Here is a 21709-nt window from a genome sequence, read left to right as displayed (position 1 = left end):
TGTCGCGGCTATTATACCACACCTTTCGGGGGAAAACGAATCTCCCGGCTTTACAAAAAATAAAAATGAAACCTGGATCTCTTTATCTCCGTCTAACCTAACGGAACTGTATTTTCATCATGATTCAGATCCTCGCAAAGCAGCTCTATCCAGCTGCTTGTGAAATTGAAGGAGGTCAAACTGCTTTGAAAAAAATATGGATTGGAATGCTGGCAGCGGCCGTTTTGCTGCTGATGGTTCCGAAAGTCAGTCTCGCGGATGCCGCAGTTGGAGATGTCATTGTAACACTTGGTGCTGATTTGTCAGAATCAGACAAACAAAAAGTGCTTGATGAAATGAATGTCCCTGATAATGCCACAACGGTAACTGTGACCAATAAGGAAGAACATGAATATTTAGGTAAATATATATCGAGCGCTCAAATCGGATCAAGAGCGATTTCTTCATCATCGATAACCATTGCTAAAAAAGGCTCTGGACTGAATGTTGAAACACATAATATCAGCGGCATTACAGATGAAATGTACCTAAATGCTCTGATGACAGCCGGTGTTAAAGATGCGAAGGTGTATATTACAGCACCGTTTGAAGTATCCGGGACTGCGGCTTTAACTGGATTGATTAAGGCGTATGAAGTTTCTTCTGATGAAGCGATTTCGGAGGATGTTAAGCAAGTAGCCAACCAAGAGCTTGTTACGACATCAGAGCTTGGAGACAAAATCGGTAACGAAAATGCGGCTGCGCTGATTGCAAAAATCAAAGAAGAGTTTGCTAAAAACGGTGTGCCTGACAATAAAGCTGACATTGAGAAACAAGTGGATGATGCAGCTTCTGATTTAAATGTTACACTTACAGACAGCCAAAAGGATCAGCTTGTCTCCCTATTTAATAAAATGAAAAATGTTGACATCGACTGGGGACAGGTCGGTGACCAGCTTGATAAAGCGAAAGATAAGATTACGAAATTCATAGAATCAGATGAGGGCAAAAACTTTATCCAGAAAGTTATTGATTTCTTCGTATCTATCTGGAATGCGATTGTTTCTATATTCAAATAATAAAAGAGCGCCGAGAAATCGGCGCTTTTTTATTGCTTTACACTCGTTTTAAAGGGCAGGTCAAGTTTCACAATATCCTCGTATGTTTCTCGCTTCACGACTAAATGATCCTCGCCATTTTCTACAAATACAACAGCAGGTCTCGGAATTCGATTGTAATTGTTGGCCATGCTGTATCCGTAAGCGCCTGTACAAAAAACAGCAAGAAGATCGCCTTCTTTTACTTCCGGCAGGTCAATATCCCAAATCAGCATATCGCCGCTTTCACAGCACTTTCCGGCAATAGAAACCGTTTTGTCATGCGCTTCTCCGATACGGTTGGCTGTCGCAGCTTCATACTTAGCCTGATAAAGGGCAGGACGAATATTGTCGTTCATGCCTCCGTCTACAGCCACATACTGGCGGACGCCCGGCACTTCTTTTTGAGAGCCAACCGTATAAAGGGTTGTACCCGCATCTCCCACGAGAGAACGTCCCGGTTCGATCCAAATTTCCGGAATGTTAAAACCGTAACGGGCAGCATTTTCTTTCACAGCTTCGATAATTTTTTCAACGTATTCAGTTGCGTGAAGCGGTTCATCGTCTTCCGTATAGCGGATGCCAAAACCTCCTCCAAGATTCAACACCTTGGATACAAACGAATATGATTCTCTCCACTCGTCCAGCTTTTTGAAAATTTTTTCCGCGGCTAACACAAACCCGGCGGTATCAAAAATTTGCGAACCGATATGGCAATGGACACCGAGCAGCTGAATGTGTTCTGATTGTAATACTTGCTCAATCGCCCGTTCAGTTTGTCCGTTATGAAGGTCGAAACCGAACTTTGAATCTTCCTGACCAGTTGTAATGTAATCATGCGTATGCGCCTCTACTCCGGGCGTGATCCGAAGAAGAACATCGATAGAGTGTCCCGTTTCTTCACATAGGTCTTCCAAAAGCGAAATTTCATAGAAATTATCCACCACAATGCAGCCGATGCGATGCTCAAGTGCCATCCGCAGTTCTTCTCTGCCCTTGTTATTTCCATGAAAGTGAATGCGTTCTGCCGGAAAGCCTGCGGCAACAGCTGTATAAAGCTCTCCCCCGGACACGACATCTAAAGAAAGTCCCTCTTCCTCAGCCAGCTGAATCATTGCAACTGATGAGAACGCTTTGCTCGCATATGCCACCTGTGCTTTCAGCCCTGCAGTAATAAATGCCTGCTTAAAGCTTTTAGCACGCTCACGTATTAAAGCCACATCATATACGTAAAGAGGAGTGCCATATTTTTCTGCTAAATAAAGAGCGTCCACACCTCCGATTTCTAAATGCCCATGTTGATTTTGTCTGCTTGTGCCATGTAAGAACAATGTCATTCCCTCTTTCTCCGCTTATGGGTGAAAAGGACAGCCTTATGGACTGTCCCTTCATAATTAAGACATACATTATCATACTCTTCAGGCAGTTTCAATGCGATTATGAATTGGTAGGCTGTCTTAAGCGATTTCTTGGGTGAACGATACTGGGTCTTACTTTTGCGCCAGGTTTTGCTGTACGGATCAGCACCTGCCACAGCGCCTTGCCGTTAAAGGGAATCAGCGGCCACAAGTAGGGTGTCTGAAGAGATTTGATGCTGGCCATGGCAATAATTAACACTGTAAATCCGATAACGAGCCCTTTTACATGAAATATAGCAACAAGTATCATGAGAGTGAGACGGCCCATTTTGTTTGCCAAACTTAATTCATAACTAGGCGTGGCAAAGGTTCCAATCGCTGCAAGTGAAACGTATAGAATAACCTCTGGCGAAAACAGGCCGACCTCAATGGCGATTTGTCCGATCAGCACAGCGGCAATGATACCCATCGCTGTGGATAAAGCTGTCGGGGTATGAATGGCGGCCATTCTGAGAAACTCGATCCCTAAATCAGCTAAGAATATCTGCAGGATGATCGGGATATGCGTATTCTTATTCAAACCAATAAATTCCATATTCTCAGGAAGCAGGTCCGGCTGCAGGACAAAGAGAAACCAGATCGGAAGAAATATAGTGGATGCAATGATACCGAAGAATCTTACCCATCTTAAAAAAGTGCCGACTGCAGGCGCCTGTCTGTATTCTTCAGCATGCTGGACATGGTGGAACAAAGTCGTCGGGGTGATAATCACACTCGGTGATGTATCAACCATAATGATGACATGGCCTTCAAGTACATGATTAGCCGCTACATCCGGCCTTTCTGTATAGCGGACGAGCGGATACGGGTTGTAGCTTTGTTTAATGATAAATTCCTCTACTGTTTTGTCTGCCATTGTTAATCCGTCAACATCAATGGCAGCAATTTCTTTTTCCACGATGTCAACAAGATCAGGATCTGCAATATCTTCAATATAACAGATGCTAAGATCCGTTTTTGATCGCTCGCCGACCTTTGTCATCTTGATGCGAAGACGTTCGTCCCTGATCCGCCGTCTGAGAAGAGCCGTATTGACGACAATATTTTCAACAAATCCGTCTCTGGCTCCCCTGACCACCTTTTCTGTATCAGGTTCCTCCGGATTTCTGCCCGGATAGCTTCTGACATCAATAATAAATGCGAAGCCTGCGCCTTCAACAATGACTGCAACTAGTCCGGACAGCACTTGGTCAGTTGTTTCATCCAGCGTTTTTACTTTTTCAACCTGGGCATTAAGAAGCCTGTTTTCGACAATATCAACCAGACGATCTGGATCCTCATCCCGATTGTTAATGAAAACAAGTTCTCTCATTAAATGAATGATATAAGCGGTGTCGGATAATCCATTCAGATAGTAAAGCTGTATTTCCTTGTCTAAGATATTAAGCTTGCGAACCCCCACATCATAGCTAGTTCCCATTCCGACCCGATTTTTAAAATACGCTTCATTTTTTGCTGGATCTCGATAGACCCGAATTTTCTCTTCCTTGTGATCCGGCATGATACCCGCTCCTTTCTAAAATAAACTCGACCGCTTTCATGGTGATTGGCGACCCTTTTGAGATATCGTCTTTTCTGCCCATTTTGCCGATATCCCCGATACCGACAATAAGCGGGAGATCAAGTTTATCAAGGCAATAGACTGTATCTCCGCTCATTCTGTGTTCATCAAATTCCCTTTCACCGACTTTATCCACGCCGTATTCTGTTATTTCTCCATTGCGGTCAATGCTTACGTCAACCCTGGTCCATTCAGCCTGATGGGTTTTGGACGCGACCGCAATCACTCCGAGCACTTCAATTGATGGATGGGTGGCAACATAGGTTAGAGCGGATTCTCCCGGACCCTCTCCTTGAAGGCCAGAGTCGTCAAACATGACAAAGACAGGATCATACGGTGCGGAGGTGATCAGCTTGACAAGCTCCGCGCCGCTCCGGATGGAAGGGTTGCCTTTCGATTGTGAAATACATCGCCCTCCCACTTGGCTTGCGGCGTATTCAATTGTTTTAGCGGCATACACATCTCCGTCTGTTACCAGTATGACCTTGCGTTTTATCGTCATGTCAGCATTATCCTTTCGGTTTGAAAATAACAGCTACAAGAAAGGCGAAGAGAATGGCGGCTGAGATACCGGCAGAGGTCAGCTCAAAAATCCCCATTCCGATTCCGATAAATCCGTGTATATGCGCCTGGTGCATGGCGCCGTGCAGAAGACTGTGGCCGAAGCTGACGATCGGAACGGTGGCGCCGCCTCCGGCAAATTCAATAAATTTATCGTAAATGCCGAAACCATCTAAGATCGCGCCGATCACAACAAATGATGTCATGACGTGGGCTGGCGTCAATTTAAAAATATCCAAGAGTAGCTGGCCGACGATACAAATGGCCCCGCCGCATACAAAAGCCAAAAGGTAGTCCATGTTAAGATGCACCTCCTGCACGCTCAAATACAACCCCGTGGGCGATGGTCGGGATGGATTCTTTTTGCTGGATCATCGTCGGGCTTAACAGCGCCCCGGTCGCCACGACAAATACACGGTTTAATTTTCCTTCTCTCAGCTGCTTAAAAATGTGAGAGTAGGTGACAACCGCTGAACAAGCGCAACCGCTTCCTCCCGCAAAGACCTGCTGATCCGGAGTGTAAATCAGAAGCCCGCAATCATCATGCTTTGTGCCGACCGGATAGCCATCTTCTTTTAAGATGTCTTTTACGATGGGAGATCCGACGCCTGACAGGTCACCTGTCAGGATGAGATCGTAGTCATCCGCAGTTCTGTTGAGATCTTTAAAGTGCTGCTTAATCGTATCAGCTGCAGCCGGAGCCATGGCCGATCCCATATCAAACGGATCTGTAATTCCTAAGTCAGAAACCTTTCCGACAGTCGCGCTTGTGATTTGGATATCACCCGGTGTCTGACTGATGACAACTGCTCCGCTTCCGGTGACAGTAGAGGTGGCAGTGTCCGGTTTTTGGCCTCCGTATTCCGTAGGATAGCGAAACTGTCTTTCCGCTGTGGCATTATGACTGCTGGTGGCAGCGAGCGCCCTCTTGGCAAACCCGCCGTCAACTAAGGCAGATGCGACAGCCACTGTTTCCATTGATGTTGAACAGGCGCCAAACATACAAAGAAACGGAATGTTCAAGTGTCTTGCCACATAGTTGGCCGTCACGTTTTGGTTCAGCAAGTCGCCTGCCAGCAATAGATCAATATCATCTTTTGTCAGATTATTTTTTTGAAGCGCTGAACTAATAGCATCTTCCATCAGCTGGCGTTCAGCCATTTCCCAGCTTTTTTGATTACAGTGCATCTCGTCATAGGTTTTATCAAATAAAGAGCCGAGCGGCCCGTCTTTTTCCTTTGGTCCGGTTGCCGTTCCCGCCGAGTTGACAAATAAGGGATGTTCAAATACCCAGGTTTGCTTTCCTGTTAATTTCATTTTCTTCTCCTCCTATGACATCAGTTTCTCAAAAGCAAACCGAATCATTCCGACGATGTAAGCAGCCACAACTCCGAAAACAATGACATTTCCCGCCAGTTTAAACATGTTTGTCGCTACTCCAAGAACTAACCCTTCGCTTTTATATTCAAGAGCCGCGCTTGCCATACTGTTGGCAAAACCTGTGACCGGCACGGCTGAACCGGCGCCTGCAAACTGTCCGATTCTGTCATAGATACCGAACCCGGTCAGCAGGGCTGAAATTAATATCAGTGTTGCCGCCGTTGGATTACCTGCTGTTTTTTCATTAAAATCAAAAAAATGGATATAAAAATTCTGCAGACCTTGCCCGATCGCACAGATCAGACCGCCTACCAGAAAGGCTTTTACACAGTTCCAGACGTAAGGCGGCTTAGGCTGATATGTTTTTACTTTTGATTTGTAGTTTTCCTTTATGTTTGTCATCTTGAAACCTCCTTATGAATGATCAATAAAATACAGCCAGTGAAATAAAGATCCTGCGATTTTCCCAATCACGATGGCCATTAAGAGAATAATGATTTTACTTCTGAGTCCGATTCGTTTTGCTAAAATCGGCAAGACATTTAAAACCTCTGTAAGGGCAGCTGCAAGCATCCCGACAAACACACCTGCCAGCAGCCCGACCGGCACAGCAATCCATTTTGTTAAAAAAAGATGGTTCATATGAAGCGTCTCCCATCCCCCGCATACCGCGCCAAGAATAACAGCTGCTTCATAAGCTTGAACAAATCTCATTGTTTTGGTGAGCTGCATCAGCCGCGGAATGATTCCCATTACGGTTAAAAAAGCAACGAAGCCAGCCCCTACCGTGATGCCTCCGCCGAGCCCGACAAAAATAATGAACAATACACTAACGATCATGCAAGTCCTTTATTGTTTCTTGATTCTCATGCATGGCCACATATTGGTCGAGATCAAGCTGGTAGTTAAACATCTCAACCTCCAGCGGGCTGGGCTCTTCATTAAGGCGCTTTTTAAATATGTGGTTAAAAAACACGATCATCCCCAGTCCCAAACCGATGCTGTATGGGATTTGAAGCAAATATGGATAGTCATTTCTCTCTCCGGTTATGATTTCATATAGTGCGATATGAACATCTCTCATGCTTACATCCTCATGAAAGTTCATAATGGCAAGACACGATCCGATAAACAGAAGCAGCCAGACACCGATAAACAGAACCGTTGATAATTGCCGTTTCCGATACTGAATTTCAACAATGGTTTCTGCTCCGCCTACCGTTTGAACATCAAGTGTCGGATCTTGTAAATGAATGGCTTTGAGGACTTGTATGATATCCAGAATTACAATATTTTTATCTTTTTCGCTCACCTGATAAAGCGGCATAGCCGACAGTTTCTTTTTCAGCTGAAGCTGTCCTTCAATTTGCGCGGCATCTCCAACCGTGATGATATCTCCCGGGTGGGCCAGCACCCTGTGGCGAAGTCGGATAAATATACGTCGTTCCATCATTGATCACCATCTTTCGGTGGTTATATATGTAGTATGTGGTTCGATTTTGTTCTCATTCATCCGCTCGAAAAGACCATAAATTACCACGCTTTTGCACACAAAAAAGCTAGCCTGCATTGCAGACTAGCTATCCGTATGATCCATTTGAACCTTGATCTGTTTTAATATTTTCTTTTCAAGCCTGGAAACCTGAACTTGAGAGATCCCAAGCCGCTCAGCCACCTCGGACTGTGTCTGGTCTTTATAATATCTGAGATAGACGATTAGTTTTTCCCTTTCCTCCAAATCGCTGATCGCTTCTTTAAGGGCAATCTTGTCAAACCATTTTTCTTCTGAGTTGTCAGCGATTTGATCAAGCAGGGTAATCGGATCTCCGTCATTCTCATAAACGGTTTCGTGAATCGAAGACGGAGCCCTTACCGCCTCTTGGGCGAGTACGACATCTTCTGCTTCAATTTCCAAATGGTCGGCGATCTCCTGCACCGTCGGCACTCTGCCTAGTGTTTTGGAAAGCTCATCCTTCGCGCGCCGGATTTTGTTTCCGAGCTCTTTTAAAGACCTTGACACCTTTACGGTTCCGTCATCACGAATAAAGCGCTGGATTTCACCGATAATCATTGGCACTGCATACGTTGAAAAACGCACATCATAGGTTAAATCAAATTTGTCCACAGATTTTAACAGCCCGATGCAGCCGATCTGAAAGAGATCGTCAGGCTCGTATCCTCTGTTTAAAAACCGCTGTACGACAGACCAAACAAGACGCATGTTTTTTTCTATGAGGAGGTCTCTTGCCTGCTGGTCGCCATTTTGGCTTTGTTTGATTAATTCCTTTACTTCATGATCCTTCAGCTGAGCGTTTTTGCCGTTTTTCTTAACCTCCACATCCATAACAAATCTCCTTAATTACAAAGCGCTTTGCTTTTTGATAAGTGCTTTGTTAAGCGAATCGTTGTGCCCATCTCAGGTGATGAATCGATACTGACATCATCCATGAAATTTTCCATAATAGTAAAGCCCATTCCAGAGCGCTCAAGCTCAGGCTTAGTCGTGAATAAAGGCTGGCGGGCTTCTTCGAGATCTGTAATGCCCCTGCCTTCATCACGAATGGTCATATATACGACATGATCTTCCAGCGTCACTGAAATGTAAACTTTTCCGTCACAGTTCTCTTCATATCCATGGATAATAGCATTCGTCACAGCCTCTGACACGACTGTTTTGATTTCGGTCAGTTCGTCCATTGTCGGGTCAAGCTGGGCAATAAACGAAGCAACTGTGACCCGGGCGAACGATTCATTCTGGCTGAGGGCAGAAAATTCAAGATGCATTTCGTTTTTCATGATGCCACCCCCAGCGTCAGCAGCGCCTGCTGCTCAGATTGTTCAAAACGGATAATTTTAAACAGGCCCGACATATCAAACAGCCGCTTCACCGCAGGAGAGATAGCGCAAACGACCATTTCCCCGCCAATTTGCTTAATTTGCTTGTATCTTCCTAAAATGACGCCAAGCCCAGAGCTGTCCATAAAGGAAAGGTCCTCCAGGTTCAGCACGATATGGCGAATATCATCCTTCTCCAATGATTGAGTCACTTTTTGTTTCAGGGTTTCAGCCGTATGGTGATCGAGTTCACCCGTTAATCGAATACAAAGCACAGATTCTTTGACATGCATGTCAATTCCAAGGCTCATGTTCATTCCTCCTTGATATGATCGGATAATGAGTGTTTCGATTTCGACGGAATGAATTCCTTCACCGTGACAAAACTAGTGGTCATTCGGCATAATTACTTAAATTTTGTCCAGTCTCCCATCGTCCGCTTCAAGAATGTTAAGAACCCGGCTTTCTTCATATCTTCTTTAGCAGCAACAGGACTTTCAGCGAGCACTTCTCCGTCCTTTTTCAGAACGAGCGTGCCAAGCTCTTGGCCTTTTTGAACAGGAGCACTTACATTGTCATTCAATTTGATTTCTTTTTTCACATTTTTCATATCCTCGCCTTTTTTCGTCAATATTGAAATCGGCTCAGAAGTAGTGAGTTCGATAAATTTTTGTTTGCCTTTTTTCACCTTTACTTTTGCTACTATTTCATTTCGTTTATATAAAGGATGTGTTTCATATTGACTAAAAGCGAAATCAAGCATCTTTGTCACTTGCGCGTTTCTATCTTTAGGTGTGCTCGCTCCGAATACAACCGCAATGGCCCGCATGTTTCCTTTTTTAGCCGAAGCTGTCAGACAATATTTCGCTTCACCTGTATAGCCTGTTTTTACGCCGTCTACGCCAGGATAAAACTTGATCAGCCGATTTGTATTCACTAGCCAAAACTTTTTATCTGTATTTTCGCGCAGATAGTCTTCATACGTACCGGTAAACTTCGTTATTGATTCGTATTTCAATAATTCCTTAGCCATGATTGCCATGTCATACGCAGAGCTGAAGTGTCCTTCCTCGGTCAGCCCGGTCGGGTTTTTAAAGGATGTATTTTTCAAGCCCAGCTCTCTTGCTTTTTTGTTCATTTTCTTCACAAATTCTTCTTCAGAGCCGGAAATGAATTCAGCCATCGCTACGGAAGCGTCATTTCCCGATGCGATTGCGATGCCTTTCAGCATTTCTTTGACAGTCATTTCCTCACCGGGTTCAAGGAAAATCTGTGAGCCGCCCATTGAAGCCGCATGCTCGCTCGTACGGACCTTATCACTCATTTTGATTTTGCCTTCATCTAAAGCTTCCATAATTAAAAGCATCGTCATAATTTTCGTCATGCTGGCAGGCGCCAGTCTCTCATTACTGTTCTTGTTGTAAAGCACTTTTCCCGTGTCACGTTCTATCAGCACCGCAGACTTCGCTTCATGAGCAAGCTCCGATGTGCCTTTTCCGTCTTGTTTTGCAAATGCAGACGGTGCAAAAGTAAGCAGCATTATACCAATCAACAAAGTGGATAAAAGACGTTTCATCTCAAAAGCCCTCCATTTCATAATCCTTTTTATTTTTTCCAAGCGGGATGGTTTTATACGCCACTGATGGAAAATGTTTCGTATCTTTTTTCGGCATAAAAAAAGACAGCTGCGTCATATCAGACACAGCTGTCTTTTGATCTTGCTATCATTCAATTTTTATTCGTACTGAGCGACGACTGCTTTTACAAGCTGCAAGAATCCTGCTTTTACTTTTTCCGTCACTTCCATTACTTCATCGTGACTTAAAGGCTGATCCAGAATTCCGGCAGCCGCGTTAGAGATGCAGGAGATGCCAAGGACACGCATTCCCGCATGATTCGCCACAATGACTTCCGGAACAGTAGACATGCCGACTGCGTCAGAGCCCATTGTTCTTAAGAAACGGACTTCTGCCGGTGTTTCGTAAGATGGTCCTGTCACAGCGGTATACACGCCTTTTTGAATTGGAATGTTAAGGTCTTTCGCAATCTTTTCAGCCAAGCTGGAAAGGTCTTTGTCATAGGCTGAAGACATATCTGGAAATCTGGCGCCGAAATCGGCTTCATTTGGCCCGATCAGCGGGTTTGTTCCCATAAAGTTGATATGGTCAGTAATGATCATTAAGTCTCCCGCACGGAATTCAGTGTTGACACCGCCAGCGGCATTTGTCACGATCAATGCTTCTACGCCGAGCGCTTTCATCACGCGTACAGGGAAAGTGACTTTCTCCATTGAATAGCCTTCATAAAAATGAAAACGGCCCTGCATTGCTATGACGGACACTCCTTCAAGGGTGCCAAGCACAAGCTGGCCGGCATGTCCCTCAACAGTGGATACCGGGAATTCAGGTATGTCTTCATATTTCAGCTTGACCGGATTTTCGATTTCTTCCGCCAAAATACCAAGTCCTGAGCCTAAAATAAGGCCGATCTTCGGAGATTCCGGCAGGTTTTGCTTAATAAAAGCGGCTGCGCGTTCGATTCTGTCTTTCAAGAAACAGTCCCCCTATTGTAATAAAGATAAAAAGCTTTTCCCGTATTTCGGTTTATTCGTTTGGAAATTATCAGCGATCGTTGCGCCGATATCAGCAAATGTATCTGCAAGCGGCAGCATTTGCGCTTTCTGATGTTTTTTGCTGTAAGCGAGAATCGGCACGTACTCGCGTGTATGGTCGGTTCCGTGATGAATCGGATCATTGCCGTGGTCAGCTGTAATGATTAACAGATCGTCTTCTTTCATTTTCTCAAATACTTCCGGAAGACGCGCATCAAATTCTTCAAGCGCGCGTCCGTAGCCTTCTGGGTCACGGCGATGTCCAAATAAAGCGTCAAAATCAACAAGGTTTGCAAAGCTTAGACCAGTAAAATCTTCTCCCAGCGTATCGATCACCTTGTCCATTCCGTCCATATTGGATACTGTTCTCCGTGAAGAAGTAATGCCTTCTCCGTCATAAATATCAGAGATTTTTCCGATTGAGATCACATCTAATCCGCTGTCTTTCATTTCATTCATGACAGTGCGGTCAAATGGCTTAAGCGCATAGTCATGACGGTTTGGTGTCCGTTTAAATTGTCCTGGCTCTCCGACGAACGGCCGTGCGATAATGCGGCCTACCATATACTTCGGATCAAGCGTCAGCTCTCTCGCCGTTTCACAAATGCGGTACAGCTCTTCAAGCGGCACAACCTCTTCGTGAGCGGCAATTTGCAGAACAGAGTCAGCAGATGTGTATACAATTAAAGCCCCTGTCTCCATGTGCTCCTGGCCAAGTTCATCCAAAATCGCTGTGCCGGAAGCCGGCTTGTTTCCGATAATTTTGCGTCCAGATCTCTTTTCCAGCTCCTGAAGCAGTTCATCAGGGAAGCCTTCCGGGAACACTTTAAACGGTTTATCAATATACAAGCCCATGATCTCCCAATGGCCGGTCATGGTATCTTTACCGTTAGACGCTTCTTGCATTTTTCCATAATACGCAAGCGGATGTTCTGTTTTTTCTACACCTTTGATATCTCCGATGAGACCAAGGCCGAGTTTTGCCATATTCGGCATATGTAATCCATTCATATGCTCGGCAATATGCCCGAGCGTATTGGCGCCTTCGTCATTAAAGTCAGCGGCATCCGGCGCTTCGCCAATTCCGACTGAGTCCATCACAATTAAAAACACTCGATTATATTTGTATGCAGGCATCTCCTGAAAGCCTCCTTTTTTTCTATACGTCTATTGTATCGCTAAGAGGTCAGACAACTCAAGTATAAACCGTTTTCATTCCCGTTGACAATGCATTCGGAAATAATGAGAAACTTCAATATTTTCTGTCGTCCTAAACAAAAAAGCCGCAGCCACCTGCGGCTAGGCGCGCGGATGAAACTGCTTGTACACATCCTTCAGCCTTGTTTTCGTCACATGCGTATAAATTTGCGTCGTGGATATATCCGCATGGCCGAGCATTTCCTGCACCGCTCTAAGATCAGCCCCGTTCTCAAGCAGATGGGACGCAAAGGAATGCCTGAGGGTATGCGGGGTCAGCTCTTTTTTTATCCCCGCTTCCAGTGCGATTTTCTTTAGGTTTTTCCAAAATCCCTGGCGGCTGATCTGTTTGCCGTGATGATTTAAAAAGAGAGCGTCAGACACATTGTTCTTAAGCAGTTTCCCCCTGGCTTTTGTTATATATTCCTCAATGGCGGAAGCGGCCGCTTCACCGATTGGCACAATTCGTTCTTTTCTTCCTTTCCCGAAGCAGCGGACAAAACCCATGGATAAGTGAACATCTGCCGTTTTCAATTCTATCATTTCACTGACTCGTATGCCTGTCGCATAGAGCAGCTCCAGCATTGCTTTATCCCGATAGCCGAAAGGGCTCGTCAGCTTAGGTGTGTCCAATAATCGTTCGACCTCATTGAGCGCGAGCACCTTCGGAAGCGCCCGTTCGGTCTTTTGTGTTTCGATATGAACGGAAGGATCCTTGTCCGTCACCTTTTCCCTGAGCAGAAATTGGTGAAAAGAGCGAATCGATGCCAAATGACGCGCCGATGTCTTGCCGGATTTCCCCGAGTCCTTCAAGTGCTTTAAATATTGAATAATATGTATACGGGTTACGTGATTCCAATCCGTAACATGAAGGGTTTCTGTTAAATAGAGAGAATAGCTTTTCAAGTCACGTTCATAGGATACCACTGTGTTTTGGGAAAGCCCTCTCTCTACCATGACGTAGTGGATGAAATCCTTTATTTGATCTTTCACTATTGATCTACTCCCCGTTTTGGTAAAAAAAGATCAACCGGTCGAACCATCCGCCTTTTTCATCCTGATCCATTTCAACAACTTTTACAGCGGAGCCTTCCGGTTTATCGTACCGATGATAGTTTTCATACTCTTGATTCACCCATATCATAGCATAATAGAACAGAGCGGTAAAACCGGTAAACAGGATGAAAACTTTCAATGCATCGAGAGCTGTTTTTAGGAATCTTCCCATGTCCTAATCGATCCTTTCCCTATGGTTCCAGTTATTTAAACCATATGCCAAATCAGAAAGGTTTTATACATAGAAACAGCAAAAAACCCTTTCCCTATGAGAAAAGGTTCGCGCTCGGCACCGTCTATTCAGTTTCTTTTCCGTTACAGCGGTGGCATATGCCGTGAAACGTCAATCTATGATCTTTAATCTTAAATTTCCAATCACGTTCAATGATTTCTTCCACGTCTTCAAGCAAATCTTCTTCAATTTCATCAACGGCTCCGCACTCCATGCACACCAAGTGGTGATGAAAGTGAGCTGCGCCCTCTTTACGAAGGTCGTAACGGGACACGCCGTCTCCAAAGTTAATTTTATCAACGACTTTTAATTCAGTTAATAATTCAAGCGTACGGTATACTGTTGCGAGACCGATCTCAGGAGATTTCTCTTTTACGAGGAGGTATACATCTTCTGCGCTTAAATGGTCTTCTTCATTTTCAAGCAGCACTCTTACTGTCGCTTCACGCTGAGGCGTAAGTTTGTAGCTGGATGAGTGCAGTTGTTTCTTAATTCGATCAATACGGTTTTCCATGTCTTTCCCTCCTACGCCGCATTCCATGACTCATTATAACAAAATACGCGCGGAGTTCCAACTATAATTATTATAAACTGATAAATAAAACGATTTTCTTTTAATAATGATTTTAAAAAAGTCTCGATGTAAGCTTTTCCATTAAAACTGGAGATAAATAGGCTTCAAAGAGAGATGAGATCAGCGCTAAAAACAGAATGACCAGAAGCACAAAGGCATACCGCCCGAACCACTGAATCGGCGCGTCATGAAGGCTTCGTTTCACGAACAGCTGCCTGATTAACTTTAAAGAAAACGCAATCGCACACGTGCCCATTATGAGATAAGCCGGAATCAGCAGCACATTTTGGGGCAAAACGGAGACAAAGGATAAGAAAAAACCGCTGACTCCCATCTGATTGACAAGGAACCCGACCGTAAAGCCGACGACGATGCCTTTCAGAAAGATCATGATAAAAATAATCGGCATCCCAATGACGGAAATTCCCAATATCCACATCAACCCTAAATACTTTGCATTATGAAAGATACTTTGCCCAAACATATCAGTTGAACTTGCCTGTTTTCCATCCGAAAGCTGTCCGAAAAATTGGCTTAAATAGTAGTATAAATCTTCTTTTTGGCTGATGGTCATGCTGTTGACAATAATCGCGCCAAAGATGACACCCATGAAAAACAGGACTGAGACAAATATATAAAGAGAGAGATGATCTTTGACATGTCGGAGAAACATGTCCTTATAAGAGATTTTTCGCATACCGTTTCCTCCCGCCCGCTCTAGTGATTTGATTTAATAGATTGTATGAAAGAAACGGAAAAACATGCCCTTTTTCAAAAAAGAAACAATAGAGAAGAATGCTAGGCGGCTTTTTGAAGCACAAAAAAATCCTTCTCATCAATTGCCGTATGATGATAAGGATTCTTATGCTTCCGTTTATTCAACATCTCTTTTTTGCTTTTTGCCATTCTTTCATGTGTGCTGAACGATGGTGTGCTGCCTCTTGATAATAAGACGTCACGTCCGCCATTTCTAAGCAAATGCCCCCGCTTCTTTTTCGCTCGGCTTTTTGCCATGCTGATCACTCCCTTATTTATTTTCACAGCAATTATAGCAAAGATATCATATGATGAGAAAAAAACAGCACCTGTTTATGCCAGGTGCTGTTTGACTTCATTTATTTTACTGCTGTTAGAGCTGCATGCTCGACCGCAGCTGCTACCTCATGATGGACTTTCGAATCAAGCGGCTGAGGGACTACATCGCCTTGTTTTGTGCAGGCTGCGATGGCCTCTGCTGCTGCGACAAGCATATCATGATTAATCTCCTTGCTTTTCGCGTTGAGCGCTCCCCTGAAAATCCCCGGGAAACCGAGCACATTATTAACAGAACGTCCGTCCGCTGCATATGCGGCGCCAGCTTGCAGCGCGGCTTCCGGCTCAATTTCCGGCTTCGGATTCGATAAAGCCAAAATCACTTGACCAGAACGTACAAATGCTGGTTTAATTAACCCCGGAACGCCCGTTGTAGCGACAATAATGTCACAGGTTTCCATGAGCTCCTCAATGCTGGCAACTGCCTGTCCGCCGTATTGTTCGAGACGGTTCATTGCTGCCTCCGATTTGTCTGTTCCGTACACAGCTTTCACGCCGTAGGCCATAAACATCCGGCAGATGGCAACACCTGCTGCACCCAGGCCGATTTGCCCCACTTTCGCTTCTTTCAGGTCAACCCCCGCACTCCTGCATGCCGAGATGGCAGCTGCCAGCGTGACAACAGCTGTACCATGCTGATCATCGTGCATAACAGGGATGTTCAGCTCCTCTTTTAGGCGGTCCTCGATTTCGAAGCAATGCGGCGAGCCGATATCTTCAAGCAGGATGCCGTTAAACCCCGGAGAAATATGCTTTACCGTTTTGATGATTTCTTCAGGATCACTCGTATCAAGCAATATTGGAATGCCACTAATACCCGCCAGCTGATCAAACAGAGCAGCCTTTCCTTCCATAACAGGCATGCCTGCCACAGAGCCAATATTTCCAAGACCGAGAATTGCCGTTCCATCCGTTACAATCGCGACAGAATTACTGATCGTTGTATAAATAGACGCTTTTTCAGGTTCTTTTTCGATCAGCCTGCACACGTCTGCAACACCTGGTGTATAGACACGTCCGAGCTCTGCCAGTGATCGGATTGGCATTTTGCTTTTCATTTGGATTTTTCCGCCTTCATGTGCGGACAGGACCTCATCAGATACGGTGTGAAGCCTGATCCCTTCTCCCAAGGCCTGTACAGCCGCGATCACTTCCTGAAGCTGTTCTTCATTCTCCACTTGAACGGTAATATTCCGCATTGTGTAATTGGGACCGACTTTTACCGTCTCCACTTCACCAATATCCCCGCCCAGAAGGCCGATTGCCGTAGCTACCCTTCCAAGATTTCCGGGAACCGAAGGCGTTTCGATCATTAGTGTCCGAATCATGTGTTTCGCTATCATTCAGTGATCCTCCCCTATTAGCCTAGTTTTTCGGCTTTAACTGTATTGTTTTTCGTATACCATATAAATTTTCCTGTATAACCATAGATAATAGCAAGACCTATTGCAACAAAACTGAGCCACATAAACGGCAGATAAGAGAAGGTAGAAACTCCTAGTATCCCCGCCATGTAAATACCGTTATCAGACCAAGGCACCATACCTGAAGTTAATGTTCCTCCGACCTCTGAGTTACGGGATAGCACTCTTCTGTCGAGATTTAATCGATCATAGCTGTTTTCCATAATCTTCGGTGTCAAAATAAGAGATACATACATCGCACAGCCGAAGATGTTCGCTAAAAACGCTACAATCAGCGTAGACAAAGTGACGTTGCCCGGTGAAGTTAATTTCTTTTCAAACATAGAGACGATCACTTTTAAGACGCCAAGCTTTTCAAGCAATCCGCCAAATCCGAGACCAAAGATAATGACGACAAGGGAACCGAGCATTCCGACGATGCCTCCGCGATTTAACAGGCCGTTCAAGAATTCAACATCTGTTTTAATCGAGAATCCGTTGTAGGCAGTTGCAATCGCATCCGCTGGATTCATACCTTGGAAAACAACAGCCCAGACAGCGCCAAGCAAAGCGCCAATTACGATAACCGGCATTGACGGCTTTTTCATCGCCAATAAGATAATCACGATAGCAGCCGGGATCAGCATCCAAATATGAATGTCGAACGTATTTTGCAAAGATGATTTCAAGAATTCAACTTTATCAAGATCAATATTTTTCCCGCCGTACATAAAGCCGGTAATTGTAAATAAAATTGCTGTAATCACATATGCTGGCACAGATAAAAAGAGCATTGCTCTGACGTGATCTAAGACATCCACTTTAGATAGTGAAGAAGCCAGAACTGTGCTGTCAGATAGAGGAGACAGCTTGTCCCCGAAATAAGCGCCTGATAGAATAGCTCCAGCTACAAGAGGAAGCGGAAGGCCTAATCCCTCTCCAATTGCGATCATGGCAATGCCGGCAGTTCCGACTGTTCCCCATGACGTTCCTGTTGCTACTGACATAATTGAACAAATAATTAACGTAGCAAGCAAAAAGATGCTAGGGTGAATAAATTCTAAACCATAGTAAATCAGAGTCGGTACAATTCCTCCGGCGATCCATGTTCCAATTAATGCTCCTACTGAAACAAGAATCAGAACGGCTTCAAGACCGTTTGATATTCCATTCAGGATGGCATTTTGCATATCTTTATAAGAATAACCGAGTCTAATTCCGAGAATCATTGCGATAAACCAGGAAATGAAGAGCGCGAGCTGTATCGGCAAGTCTAAAAAGACTGTAAACGACATGACAAGTGCTAAAAATGATCCTAGTACAATAATAATTTCGAATAGTGTTGGCAGTCTTACATCCTTCAAAAGAAGTCCCCCTTCATGTAAAAAGCTAAAACGCTTTCAATAAATAGTGCAACACGTATACTATACTTCCTCATCCCTATGTTGTAAACAGCTTATTCATCTGGGCTATACGGGGATGAATAAGCTGTATTTTGTTTAAATTTTATTTTTCTAATAGTTCTTTCCCTGCAATACCTGGTTTTGTCATCTCATATGGGTTTAAAATAAGATCTAGCTCTTCTTCTGTCAGCACATCATGCTGCAGGCATAGATCACGGACTGATTGGCCTGTCATAATTGCTTCCCGGGCAATTCGGGCTGCCGCTTCATACCCAAGGTGCGGATTGACTGCAGTGATCACTCCTGCGCTTTTTTCCACGTATTGTTTCAAGCGTTTTTCGTTGGCTTCGATGCCTTTTAAGCAATAGTCAGTGAACGAACGGAAGCCGTTGTTCATGATACTGATGGATTGAAGCAAGTTAAAGACAAGCACTGGCTCCATGACGTTCAATTCAAGCTGGCCGGCTTCTGAAGCAAGGCAGATTGTATTATCGTTTCCAATGACCTGGAACGCAATTTGGTTGATTAGCTCGGCCATAACCGGATTGACTTTCCCCGGCATAATGGATGATCCCGGCTGACGTGCTGGCAGAGAAATTTCCGCAAGTCCGGCGCGCGGGCCTGATGCCATCAAACGAAGGTCGTTTGCGATTTTAGACATGTTCATCATGCAGACCTTTAATGAAGCCGATACCTCTGTATAGGCATCTGTATTTTGTGTCGCATCAACGAGATGATCAGCACCGACAAGGGGAAGACCGCTGATATCAGCAAGGTGCTTTACAACCTGTTTGATATATTCAGGATCGGCGTTCAGGCCTGTACCCACAGCAGTTGCGCCCATGTTGACTTCATACAGGTGCTGGCGTGATTGCTTGATCCGTTTGATATCACGCTCCAGAACACGGCTGTACGCTTCGAATTCCTGGCCAAGACGAATCGGAACAGCGTCTTGAAGATGTGTCCGGCCCATTTTAATAACAGAATCAAATTCCTGTGCTTTTTGTTTGAACACACTATGCATATCTTCCATTGTTTTCAGCAGTTTTTCCAACAGCTTCAATGTGGAAATATGAATAGCGGTCGGGAACACATCATTTGTAGACTGTGACATATTCACATGTGTGTTTGGGCTTAAATGGATATAGTCTCCCTTTTGATGTCCCATGATTTCAAGCGCCCGGTTTCCGATAACCTCATTCGCATTCATGTTCATAGAAGTTCCGGCACCGCCCTGAATCGGATCGACGATAAACTGATCGTGCCATTTGCCTTCCAGAATCTCATCAGCGGCTTGTACGATAGCTTGGCCAATTCCTTCATACAGCCGTTTCACGTCCATGTTGGCAAGAGCCGCAGCTTTTTTTACAATCGCCAGCGCGTTAATCATTTCTTCATGGATCTTGTATCCCGTAATCGGGAAGTTTTCAGAAGCACGAAGCGTCTGGATTCCGTAATAAACATCAGCTTCAATTTGTTTTTCTCCAAGGAAATCTTTTTCCACGCGGTATTCTTTTTGGCCGTTTAACATAATCTTTAACCTACTTTCTCTTTGTTGGTCATAGTTTCTGTAATGTTACAGGACAACGTCATCAGCAATTGGCGTTTCCATAATTCTCTTGACGACTGGAAGATCCGAAGACTGGCCGAGTGCCCACATCAATTTTGGCACGATTGCTTCTGTGTTCATATTTCTGGATCGGATAATTAAGTCTTGGTTGACTCTGCGGCCGACCTCGTAAATACTCATATCTTCGCCTTCTTCCAGACATTGAGTTGTGATCACGACGACTATGCCGCTTTCGATCAGCTCATTCACTTTTGACAAAATGTCTCTGCCTTCAAAAGGGACGCCCCCGCTGCCATAACTCTCAATGACAATTCCTCTGTACATGCTTTTCAGGGCATCAAACATTTCAGGCTTTAAGCCTGGATGAAGCTTGAGCAGACATACATCAGTGCATAGTGAAGTATCAACTGTGAAGGTGTCGTTCTCAGGTTCCGTTACTTGTTTGTTGTATTCGATCCCGTCTTCATTGATAAAAGCGATATATGGGTAATTGATGCTTTCAAATGCGTCGTAGCTTTTCGTTCTTAATTTGATCGCGCGCGTTCCTTGGATGACTCTGCCGTCAAACACAACATAAACGCCGCCCACGCCTTCACAGGCAAAGCGAATCGCGTCTGTAATATTTTTTTTGGCATCGGTTTTTTGGAACGTGATCGGGATCTGCGAACCGGTGATGACAATCGGCTTTTTGGCATGCTGCAGCATATATGATAGTGCAGCAGATGTATAGGCCATTGTATCTGTACCGTGTGTAATAACAAACCCGTCATAGGCATCATAATTTTCCTTAACGGCTTCCGCTATTTCCACCCAGTATTCAGGCTGCATATTGGTGCTGTCTATATTCATAAGCGACTGAGTTTCCATCGTGTAATCGTTATCAAGTTTTGATACGTAACTTAATAATTCATCAGCCTTGACTCCGGGAGCCAGCCCATTTTCCCCTTCAACTGAAGCAATCGTTCCCCCAGTTGTCAACATCAATAATTTTTTCATACCATGCACCTCTTCACTGTATCTAAAGATGGGTTGCGAGAAGGCATTCGCTTTTCGCATACTTTTAATGCAATTATAGACACGGAAAATAAAATACGCAAGACATTATTATTCAATTCGCGTACACTTCCTAATACCTATATGATATAATCAGCTCAAGGTGAAAAAGGAGCGGAAGTTCATGAATCTAGATCGTTTAACTGAATTGAGAAAAAAGAAAAATTGGTCGCTTCAATATACTGCTGACCTTCTGGGTATCGCAAAAAGCACATATGCCGGCTACGAGTCAGGCTACCGCCGGCCTTCGCTTGAGGCACTTGCCATGCTGGCTGACCTCTTTGACACAACCTGCGATGAACTTTTGGGCCGCGAGAAACAAAAGCAGACTGCTCCTCAGACCATTGAATTGACCACGTGGAGCAGCCTTAACTTTAACATTTCTGTTGATGGCAAGCCGCTGAGTGAAGACGAAATCATCCAGTTGATCACCTTTATCCGGACAAAAAGAAAAGTACAGGAGGAACTTAGTTAATCTTTCACTCACCGTTTAATTTTCCCGTAGGTTCCTCCTCCTCCGGCTTTCAATTCCAGCTTTCCAGATCTCGCTTTTACAATAAGAGCCGCGGTTTTCGGCGGGACAACGCGAACCAAATCTTCTTCTGCAGCCTCATGAAGAACAGCCATTTCTGTTGGGACTGACCCCATAATATGAGACAAATAAAAAACACCTTCTAGTTTGAAAAC

General features: G+C 44.5%; 25 protein-coding genes and 1 pseudogene. 2 read left to right on the top strand and 24 right to left on the bottom strand.

Translation table 11 applies throughout. From position 1 onward, the window contains the following. Positions 1–185 precede the first annotated feature (185 nt). The gene (locus Q5C82_RS12510; RefSeq protein WP_003223933.1) at positions 186–1058 is read left to right on the top strand and encodes a DUF1002 domain-containing protein; all 873 of its coding nucleotides are present in this window, start codon (positions 186–188) and stop codon (positions 1056–1058) included. A gap of 29 nt (positions 1059–1087) precedes the next feature. Here Q5C82_RS12510 and lysA read toward each other — a convergent pair whose 3' ends face one another. From lysA to ansA, 23 genes are all read right to left on the bottom strand, one after another. Further along, positions 1088–2407 (bottom strand): diaminopimelate decarboxylase, encoded by a 1320-nt coding sequence (gene lysA / locus Q5C82_RS12505; protein ID WP_003223935.1) that lies wholly within the window; start codon positions 2405–2407, stop codon positions 1088–1090. 106 nt (positions 2408–2513) lie between these two features. After that, positions 2514–3995 carry a spore germination protein SpoVAF gene (gene spoVAF / locus Q5C82_RS12500; protein ID WP_003223937.1) on the bottom strand — a complete coding sequence of 494 codons (1482 nt, stop codon included), beginning with the start codon at positions 3993–3995 and terminating at the stop codon, positions 2514–2516. Further along, the gene (gene spoVAEA / locus Q5C82_RS12495; protein WP_003223939.1) at positions 3940–4557 is read right to left on the bottom strand and encodes a stage V sporulation protein SpoVABEA; all 618 of its coding nucleotides are present in this window, start codon (positions 4555–4557) and stop codon (positions 3940–3942) included. The genes spoVAF and spoVAEA overlap by 56 nt, the downstream gene beginning before the upstream one ends. A gap of 7 nt (positions 4558–4564) precedes the next feature. After that, positions 4565–4915: a stage V sporulation protein AE gene (gene spoVAE / locus Q5C82_RS12490; RefSeq protein WP_003223941.1), complete on the bottom strand. Its 351-nt coding sequence runs from the start codon at positions 4913–4915 to the stop codon at positions 4565–4567. Position 4916: 1 nt separating this feature from the next. Further along, entirely contained in the window at positions 4917–5933 is a 1017-nt protein-coding gene (gene spoVAD / locus Q5C82_RS12485) for a stage V sporulation protein AD (protein WP_003223944.1), read from the bottom strand. Between the two features lie 12 nt (positions 5934–5945). Then, on the bottom strand, positions 5946–6398 hold the full coding sequence (gene spoVAC, locus Q5C82_RS12480) for a stage V sporulation protein AC (protein WP_003223947.1): 453 nt from the start codon (positions 6396–6398) through the stop codon (positions 5946–5948). 12 nt (positions 6399–6410) lie between these two features. Next, positions 6411–6836, bottom strand: coding sequence for a stage V sporulation protein SpoVAB (spoVAB, locus tag Q5C82_RS12475; RefSeq protein WP_003223948.1), 426 nt, complete (start codon positions 6834–6836; stop codon positions 6411–6413). After that, entirely contained in the window at positions 6826–7446 is a 621-nt protein-coding gene (spoVAA, locus tag Q5C82_RS12470; protein ID WP_003223950.1) for a stage V sporulation protein SpoVAA, read from the bottom strand. The genes spoVAB and spoVAA overlap by 11 nt, the downstream gene beginning before the upstream one ends. Positions 7447–7572: 126 nt before the next feature. Next, complete coding sequence (gene sigF, locus Q5C82_RS12465) at positions 7573–8340, bottom strand: RNA polymerase sporulation sigma factor SigF (protein WP_003223952.1); 768 nt, start codon at positions 8338–8340, stop codon at positions 7573–7575. Positions 8341–8351: 11 nt separating this feature from the next. Beyond that, positions 8352–8792, bottom strand: a complete 441-nt coding sequence (gene spoIIAB / locus Q5C82_RS12460) for an anti-sigma F factor (RefSeq protein WP_003223955.1) — start codon at positions 8790–8792, stop codon at positions 8352–8354. Continuing rightward, on the bottom strand, positions 8789–9142 hold the full coding sequence (spoIIAA, locus tag Q5C82_RS12455; protein ID WP_003223957.1) for an anti-sigma F factor antagonist: 354 nt from the start codon (positions 9140–9142) through the stop codon (positions 8789–8791). The genes spoIIAB and spoIIAA overlap by 4 nt, the downstream gene beginning before the upstream one ends. Positions 9143–9237: 95 nt before the next feature. Beyond that, on the bottom strand, positions 9238–10407 hold the full coding sequence (dacF, locus tag Q5C82_RS12450) for a D-alanyl-D-alanine carboxypeptidase DacF (protein WP_003223959.1): 1170 nt from the start codon (positions 10405–10407) through the stop codon (positions 9238–9240). Positions 10408–10566: 159 nt separating this feature from the next. Continuing rightward, positions 10567–11382 carry a purine nucleoside phosphorylase I, inosine and guanosine-specific gene (locus tag Q5C82_RS12445; RefSeq protein WP_003223963.1) on the bottom strand — a complete coding sequence of 272 codons (816 nt, stop codon included), beginning with the start codon at positions 11380–11382 and terminating at the stop codon, positions 10567–10569. Between the two features lie 12 nt (positions 11383–11394). Further along, positions 11395–12579, bottom strand: a complete 1185-nt coding sequence (deoB, locus tag Q5C82_RS12440) for a phosphopentomutase (RefSeq protein WP_003223966.1) — start codon at positions 12577–12579, stop codon at positions 11395–11397. 162 nt (positions 12580–12741) lie between these two features. Next, positions 12742–13632, bottom strand: a complete 891-nt coding sequence (gene xerD, locus Q5C82_RS12435; RefSeq protein WP_003223968.1) for a site-specific tyrosine recombinase XerD — start codon at positions 13630–13632, stop codon at positions 12742–12744. A 7-nt stretch (positions 13633–13639) separates the two neighbouring features. After that, positions 13640–13867, bottom strand: a complete 228-nt coding sequence (locus Q5C82_RS12430) for a YqzK family protein (RefSeq protein WP_003223970.1) — start codon at positions 13865–13867, stop codon at positions 13640–13642. Between the two features lie 124 nt (positions 13868–13991). After that, positions 13992–14441: a ferric iron uptake transcriptional regulator gene (gene fur / locus Q5C82_RS12425; protein WP_003223972.1), complete on the bottom strand. Its 450-nt coding sequence runs from the start codon at positions 14439–14441 to the stop codon at positions 13992–13994. A gap of 112 nt (positions 14442–14553) precedes the next feature. After that, positions 14554–15198 (bottom strand): stage II sporulation protein M, encoded by a 645-nt coding sequence (gene spoIIM / locus Q5C82_RS12420; RefSeq protein WP_003223975.1) that lies wholly within the window; start codon positions 15196–15198, stop codon positions 14554–14556. Positions 15199–15299: 101 nt separating this feature from the next. After that, positions 15300–15515, bottom strand: coding sequence for a hypothetical protein (locus Q5C82_RS12415; protein WP_003223977.1), 216 nt, complete (start codon positions 15513–15515; stop codon positions 15300–15302). A 101-nt stretch (positions 15516–15616) separates the two neighbouring features. Continuing rightward, complete coding sequence (locus tag Q5C82_RS12410; protein WP_003223979.1) at positions 15617–16936, bottom strand: NAD-dependent malic enzyme; 1320 nt, start codon at positions 16934–16936, stop codon at positions 15617–15619. 17 nt (positions 16937–16953) lie between these two features. Then, positions 16954–18360 (bottom strand): malate-H+/Na+-lactate antiporter MleN, encoded by a 1407-nt coding sequence (mleN, locus tag Q5C82_RS12405; RefSeq protein WP_003223980.1) that lies wholly within the window; start codon positions 18358–18360, stop codon positions 16954–16956. Between the two features lie 142 nt (positions 18361–18502). Next, positions 18503–19930, bottom strand: coding sequence for an aspartate ammonia-lyase (aspA, locus tag Q5C82_RS12400; RefSeq protein WP_003223981.1), 1428 nt, complete (start codon positions 19928–19930; stop codon positions 18503–18505). Between the two features lie 45 nt (positions 19931–19975). Continuing rightward, positions 19976–20965, bottom strand: coding sequence for an asparaginase (gene ansA, locus Q5C82_RS12395; RefSeq protein WP_003223983.1), 990 nt, complete (start codon positions 20963–20965; stop codon positions 19976–19978). 181 nt (positions 20966–21146) lie between these two features. Here ansA and ansR point away from each other — a divergent pair, with 181 nt between their 5' ends. After that, on the top strand, positions 21147–21497 hold the full coding sequence (gene ansR, locus Q5C82_RS12390) for an HTH-type transcriptional regulator AnsR (protein WP_003223985.1): 351 nt from the start codon (positions 21147–21149) through the stop codon (positions 21495–21497). An 8-nt stretch (positions 21498–21505) separates the two neighbouring features. On the opposite strand, the pseudogene Q5C82_RS12385 reads toward ansR, so the two are convergent. Beyond that, positions 21506–21709, bottom strand: a pseudogene (locus Q5C82_RS12385) (endonuclease Q family protein); the annotation flags it as partial.

This window comes from uncultured Bacillus sp. (genome assembly GCF_958411575.1).
Classification (GTDB): Bacteria; Bacillota; Bacilli; order Bacillales; family Bacillaceae; genus Bacillus; species Bacillus spizizenii.
Note: the sequence above shows the minus strand (reverse complement) of the source record. Positions and strands in the feature narration are given on the sequence as shown.

Coding starts and splice junctions, on each gene's coding strand:
- spoVAF (WP_003223937.1), bottom strand. CDS start 3,995: ATGCCGGATCACAAGGAAGAGAAAATTCGGGTCTATCGAGATCCAGCA.
- spoVAEA (WP_003223939.1), bottom strand. CDS start 4,557: ATGACGATAAAACGCAAGGTCATACTGGTAACAGACGGAGATGTGTAT.
- spoVAE (WP_003223941.1), bottom strand. CDS start 4,915: ATGGACTACCTTTTGGCTTTTGTATGCGGCGGGGCCATTTGTATCGTC.
- spoVAD (WP_003223944.1), bottom strand. CDS start 5,933: ATGAAATTAACAGGAAAGCAAACCTGGGTATTTGAACATCCCTTATTT.
- spoVAC (WP_003223947.1), bottom strand. CDS start 6,398: ATGACAAACATAAAGGAAAACTACAAATCAAAAGTAAAAACATATCAG.
- spoVAB (WP_003223948.1), bottom strand. CDS start 6,836: ATGATCGTTAGTGTATTGTTCATTATTTTTGTCGGGCTCGGCGGAGGC.
- spoVAA (WP_003223950.1), bottom strand. CDS start 7,446: ATGGAACGACGTATATTTATCCGACTTCGCCACAGGGTGCTGGCCCAC.
- sigF (WP_003223952.1), bottom strand. CDS start 8,340: ATGGATGTGGAGGTTAAGAAAAACGGCAAAAACGCTCAGCTGAAGGAT.
- spoIIAB (WP_003223955.1), bottom strand. CDS start 8,792: ATGAAAAACGAAATGCATCTTGAATTTTCTGCCCTCAGCCAGAATGAA.
- spoIIAA (WP_003223957.1), bottom strand. CDS start 9,142: ATGAGCCTTGGAATTGACATGCATGTCAAAGAATCTGTGCTTTGTATT.
- dacF (WP_003223959.1), bottom strand. CDS start 10,407: ATGAAACGTCTTTTATCCACTTTGTTGATTGGTATAATGCTGCTTACT.
- deoB (WP_003223966.1), bottom strand. CDS start 12,579: ATGCCTGCATACAAATATAATCGAGTGTTTTTAATTGTGATGGACTCA.
- Q5C82_RS12430 (WP_003223970.1), bottom strand. CDS start 13,867: ATGGGAAGATTCCTAAAAACAGCTCTCGATGCATTGAAAGTTTTCATC.
- fur (WP_003223972.1), bottom strand. CDS start 14,441: ATGGAAAACCGTATTGATCGAATTAAGAAACAACTGCACTCATCCAGC.
- spoIIM (WP_003223975.1), bottom strand. CDS start 15,198: ATGCGAAAAATCTCTTATAAGGACATGTTTCTCCGACATGTCAAAGAT.
- Q5C82_RS12415 (WP_003223977.1), bottom strand. CDS start 15,515: ATGGCAAAAAGCCGAGCGAAAAAGAAGCGGGGGCATTTGCTTAGAAAT.
- Q5C82_RS12410 (WP_003223979.1), bottom strand. CDS start 16,936: ATGATAGCGAAACACATGATTCGGACACTAATGATCGAAACGCCTTCG.
- aspA (WP_003223981.1), bottom strand. CDS start 19,930: ATGTTAAACGGCCAAAAAGAATACCGCGTGGAAAAAGATTTCCTTGGA.
- ansA (WP_003223983.1), bottom strand. CDS start 20,965: ATGAAAAAATTATTGATGTTGACAACTGGGGGAACGATTGCTTCAGTT.
- ansR (WP_003223985.1), top strand. CDS start 21,147: ATGAATCTAGATCGTTTAACTGAATTGAGAAAAAAGAAAAATTGGTCG.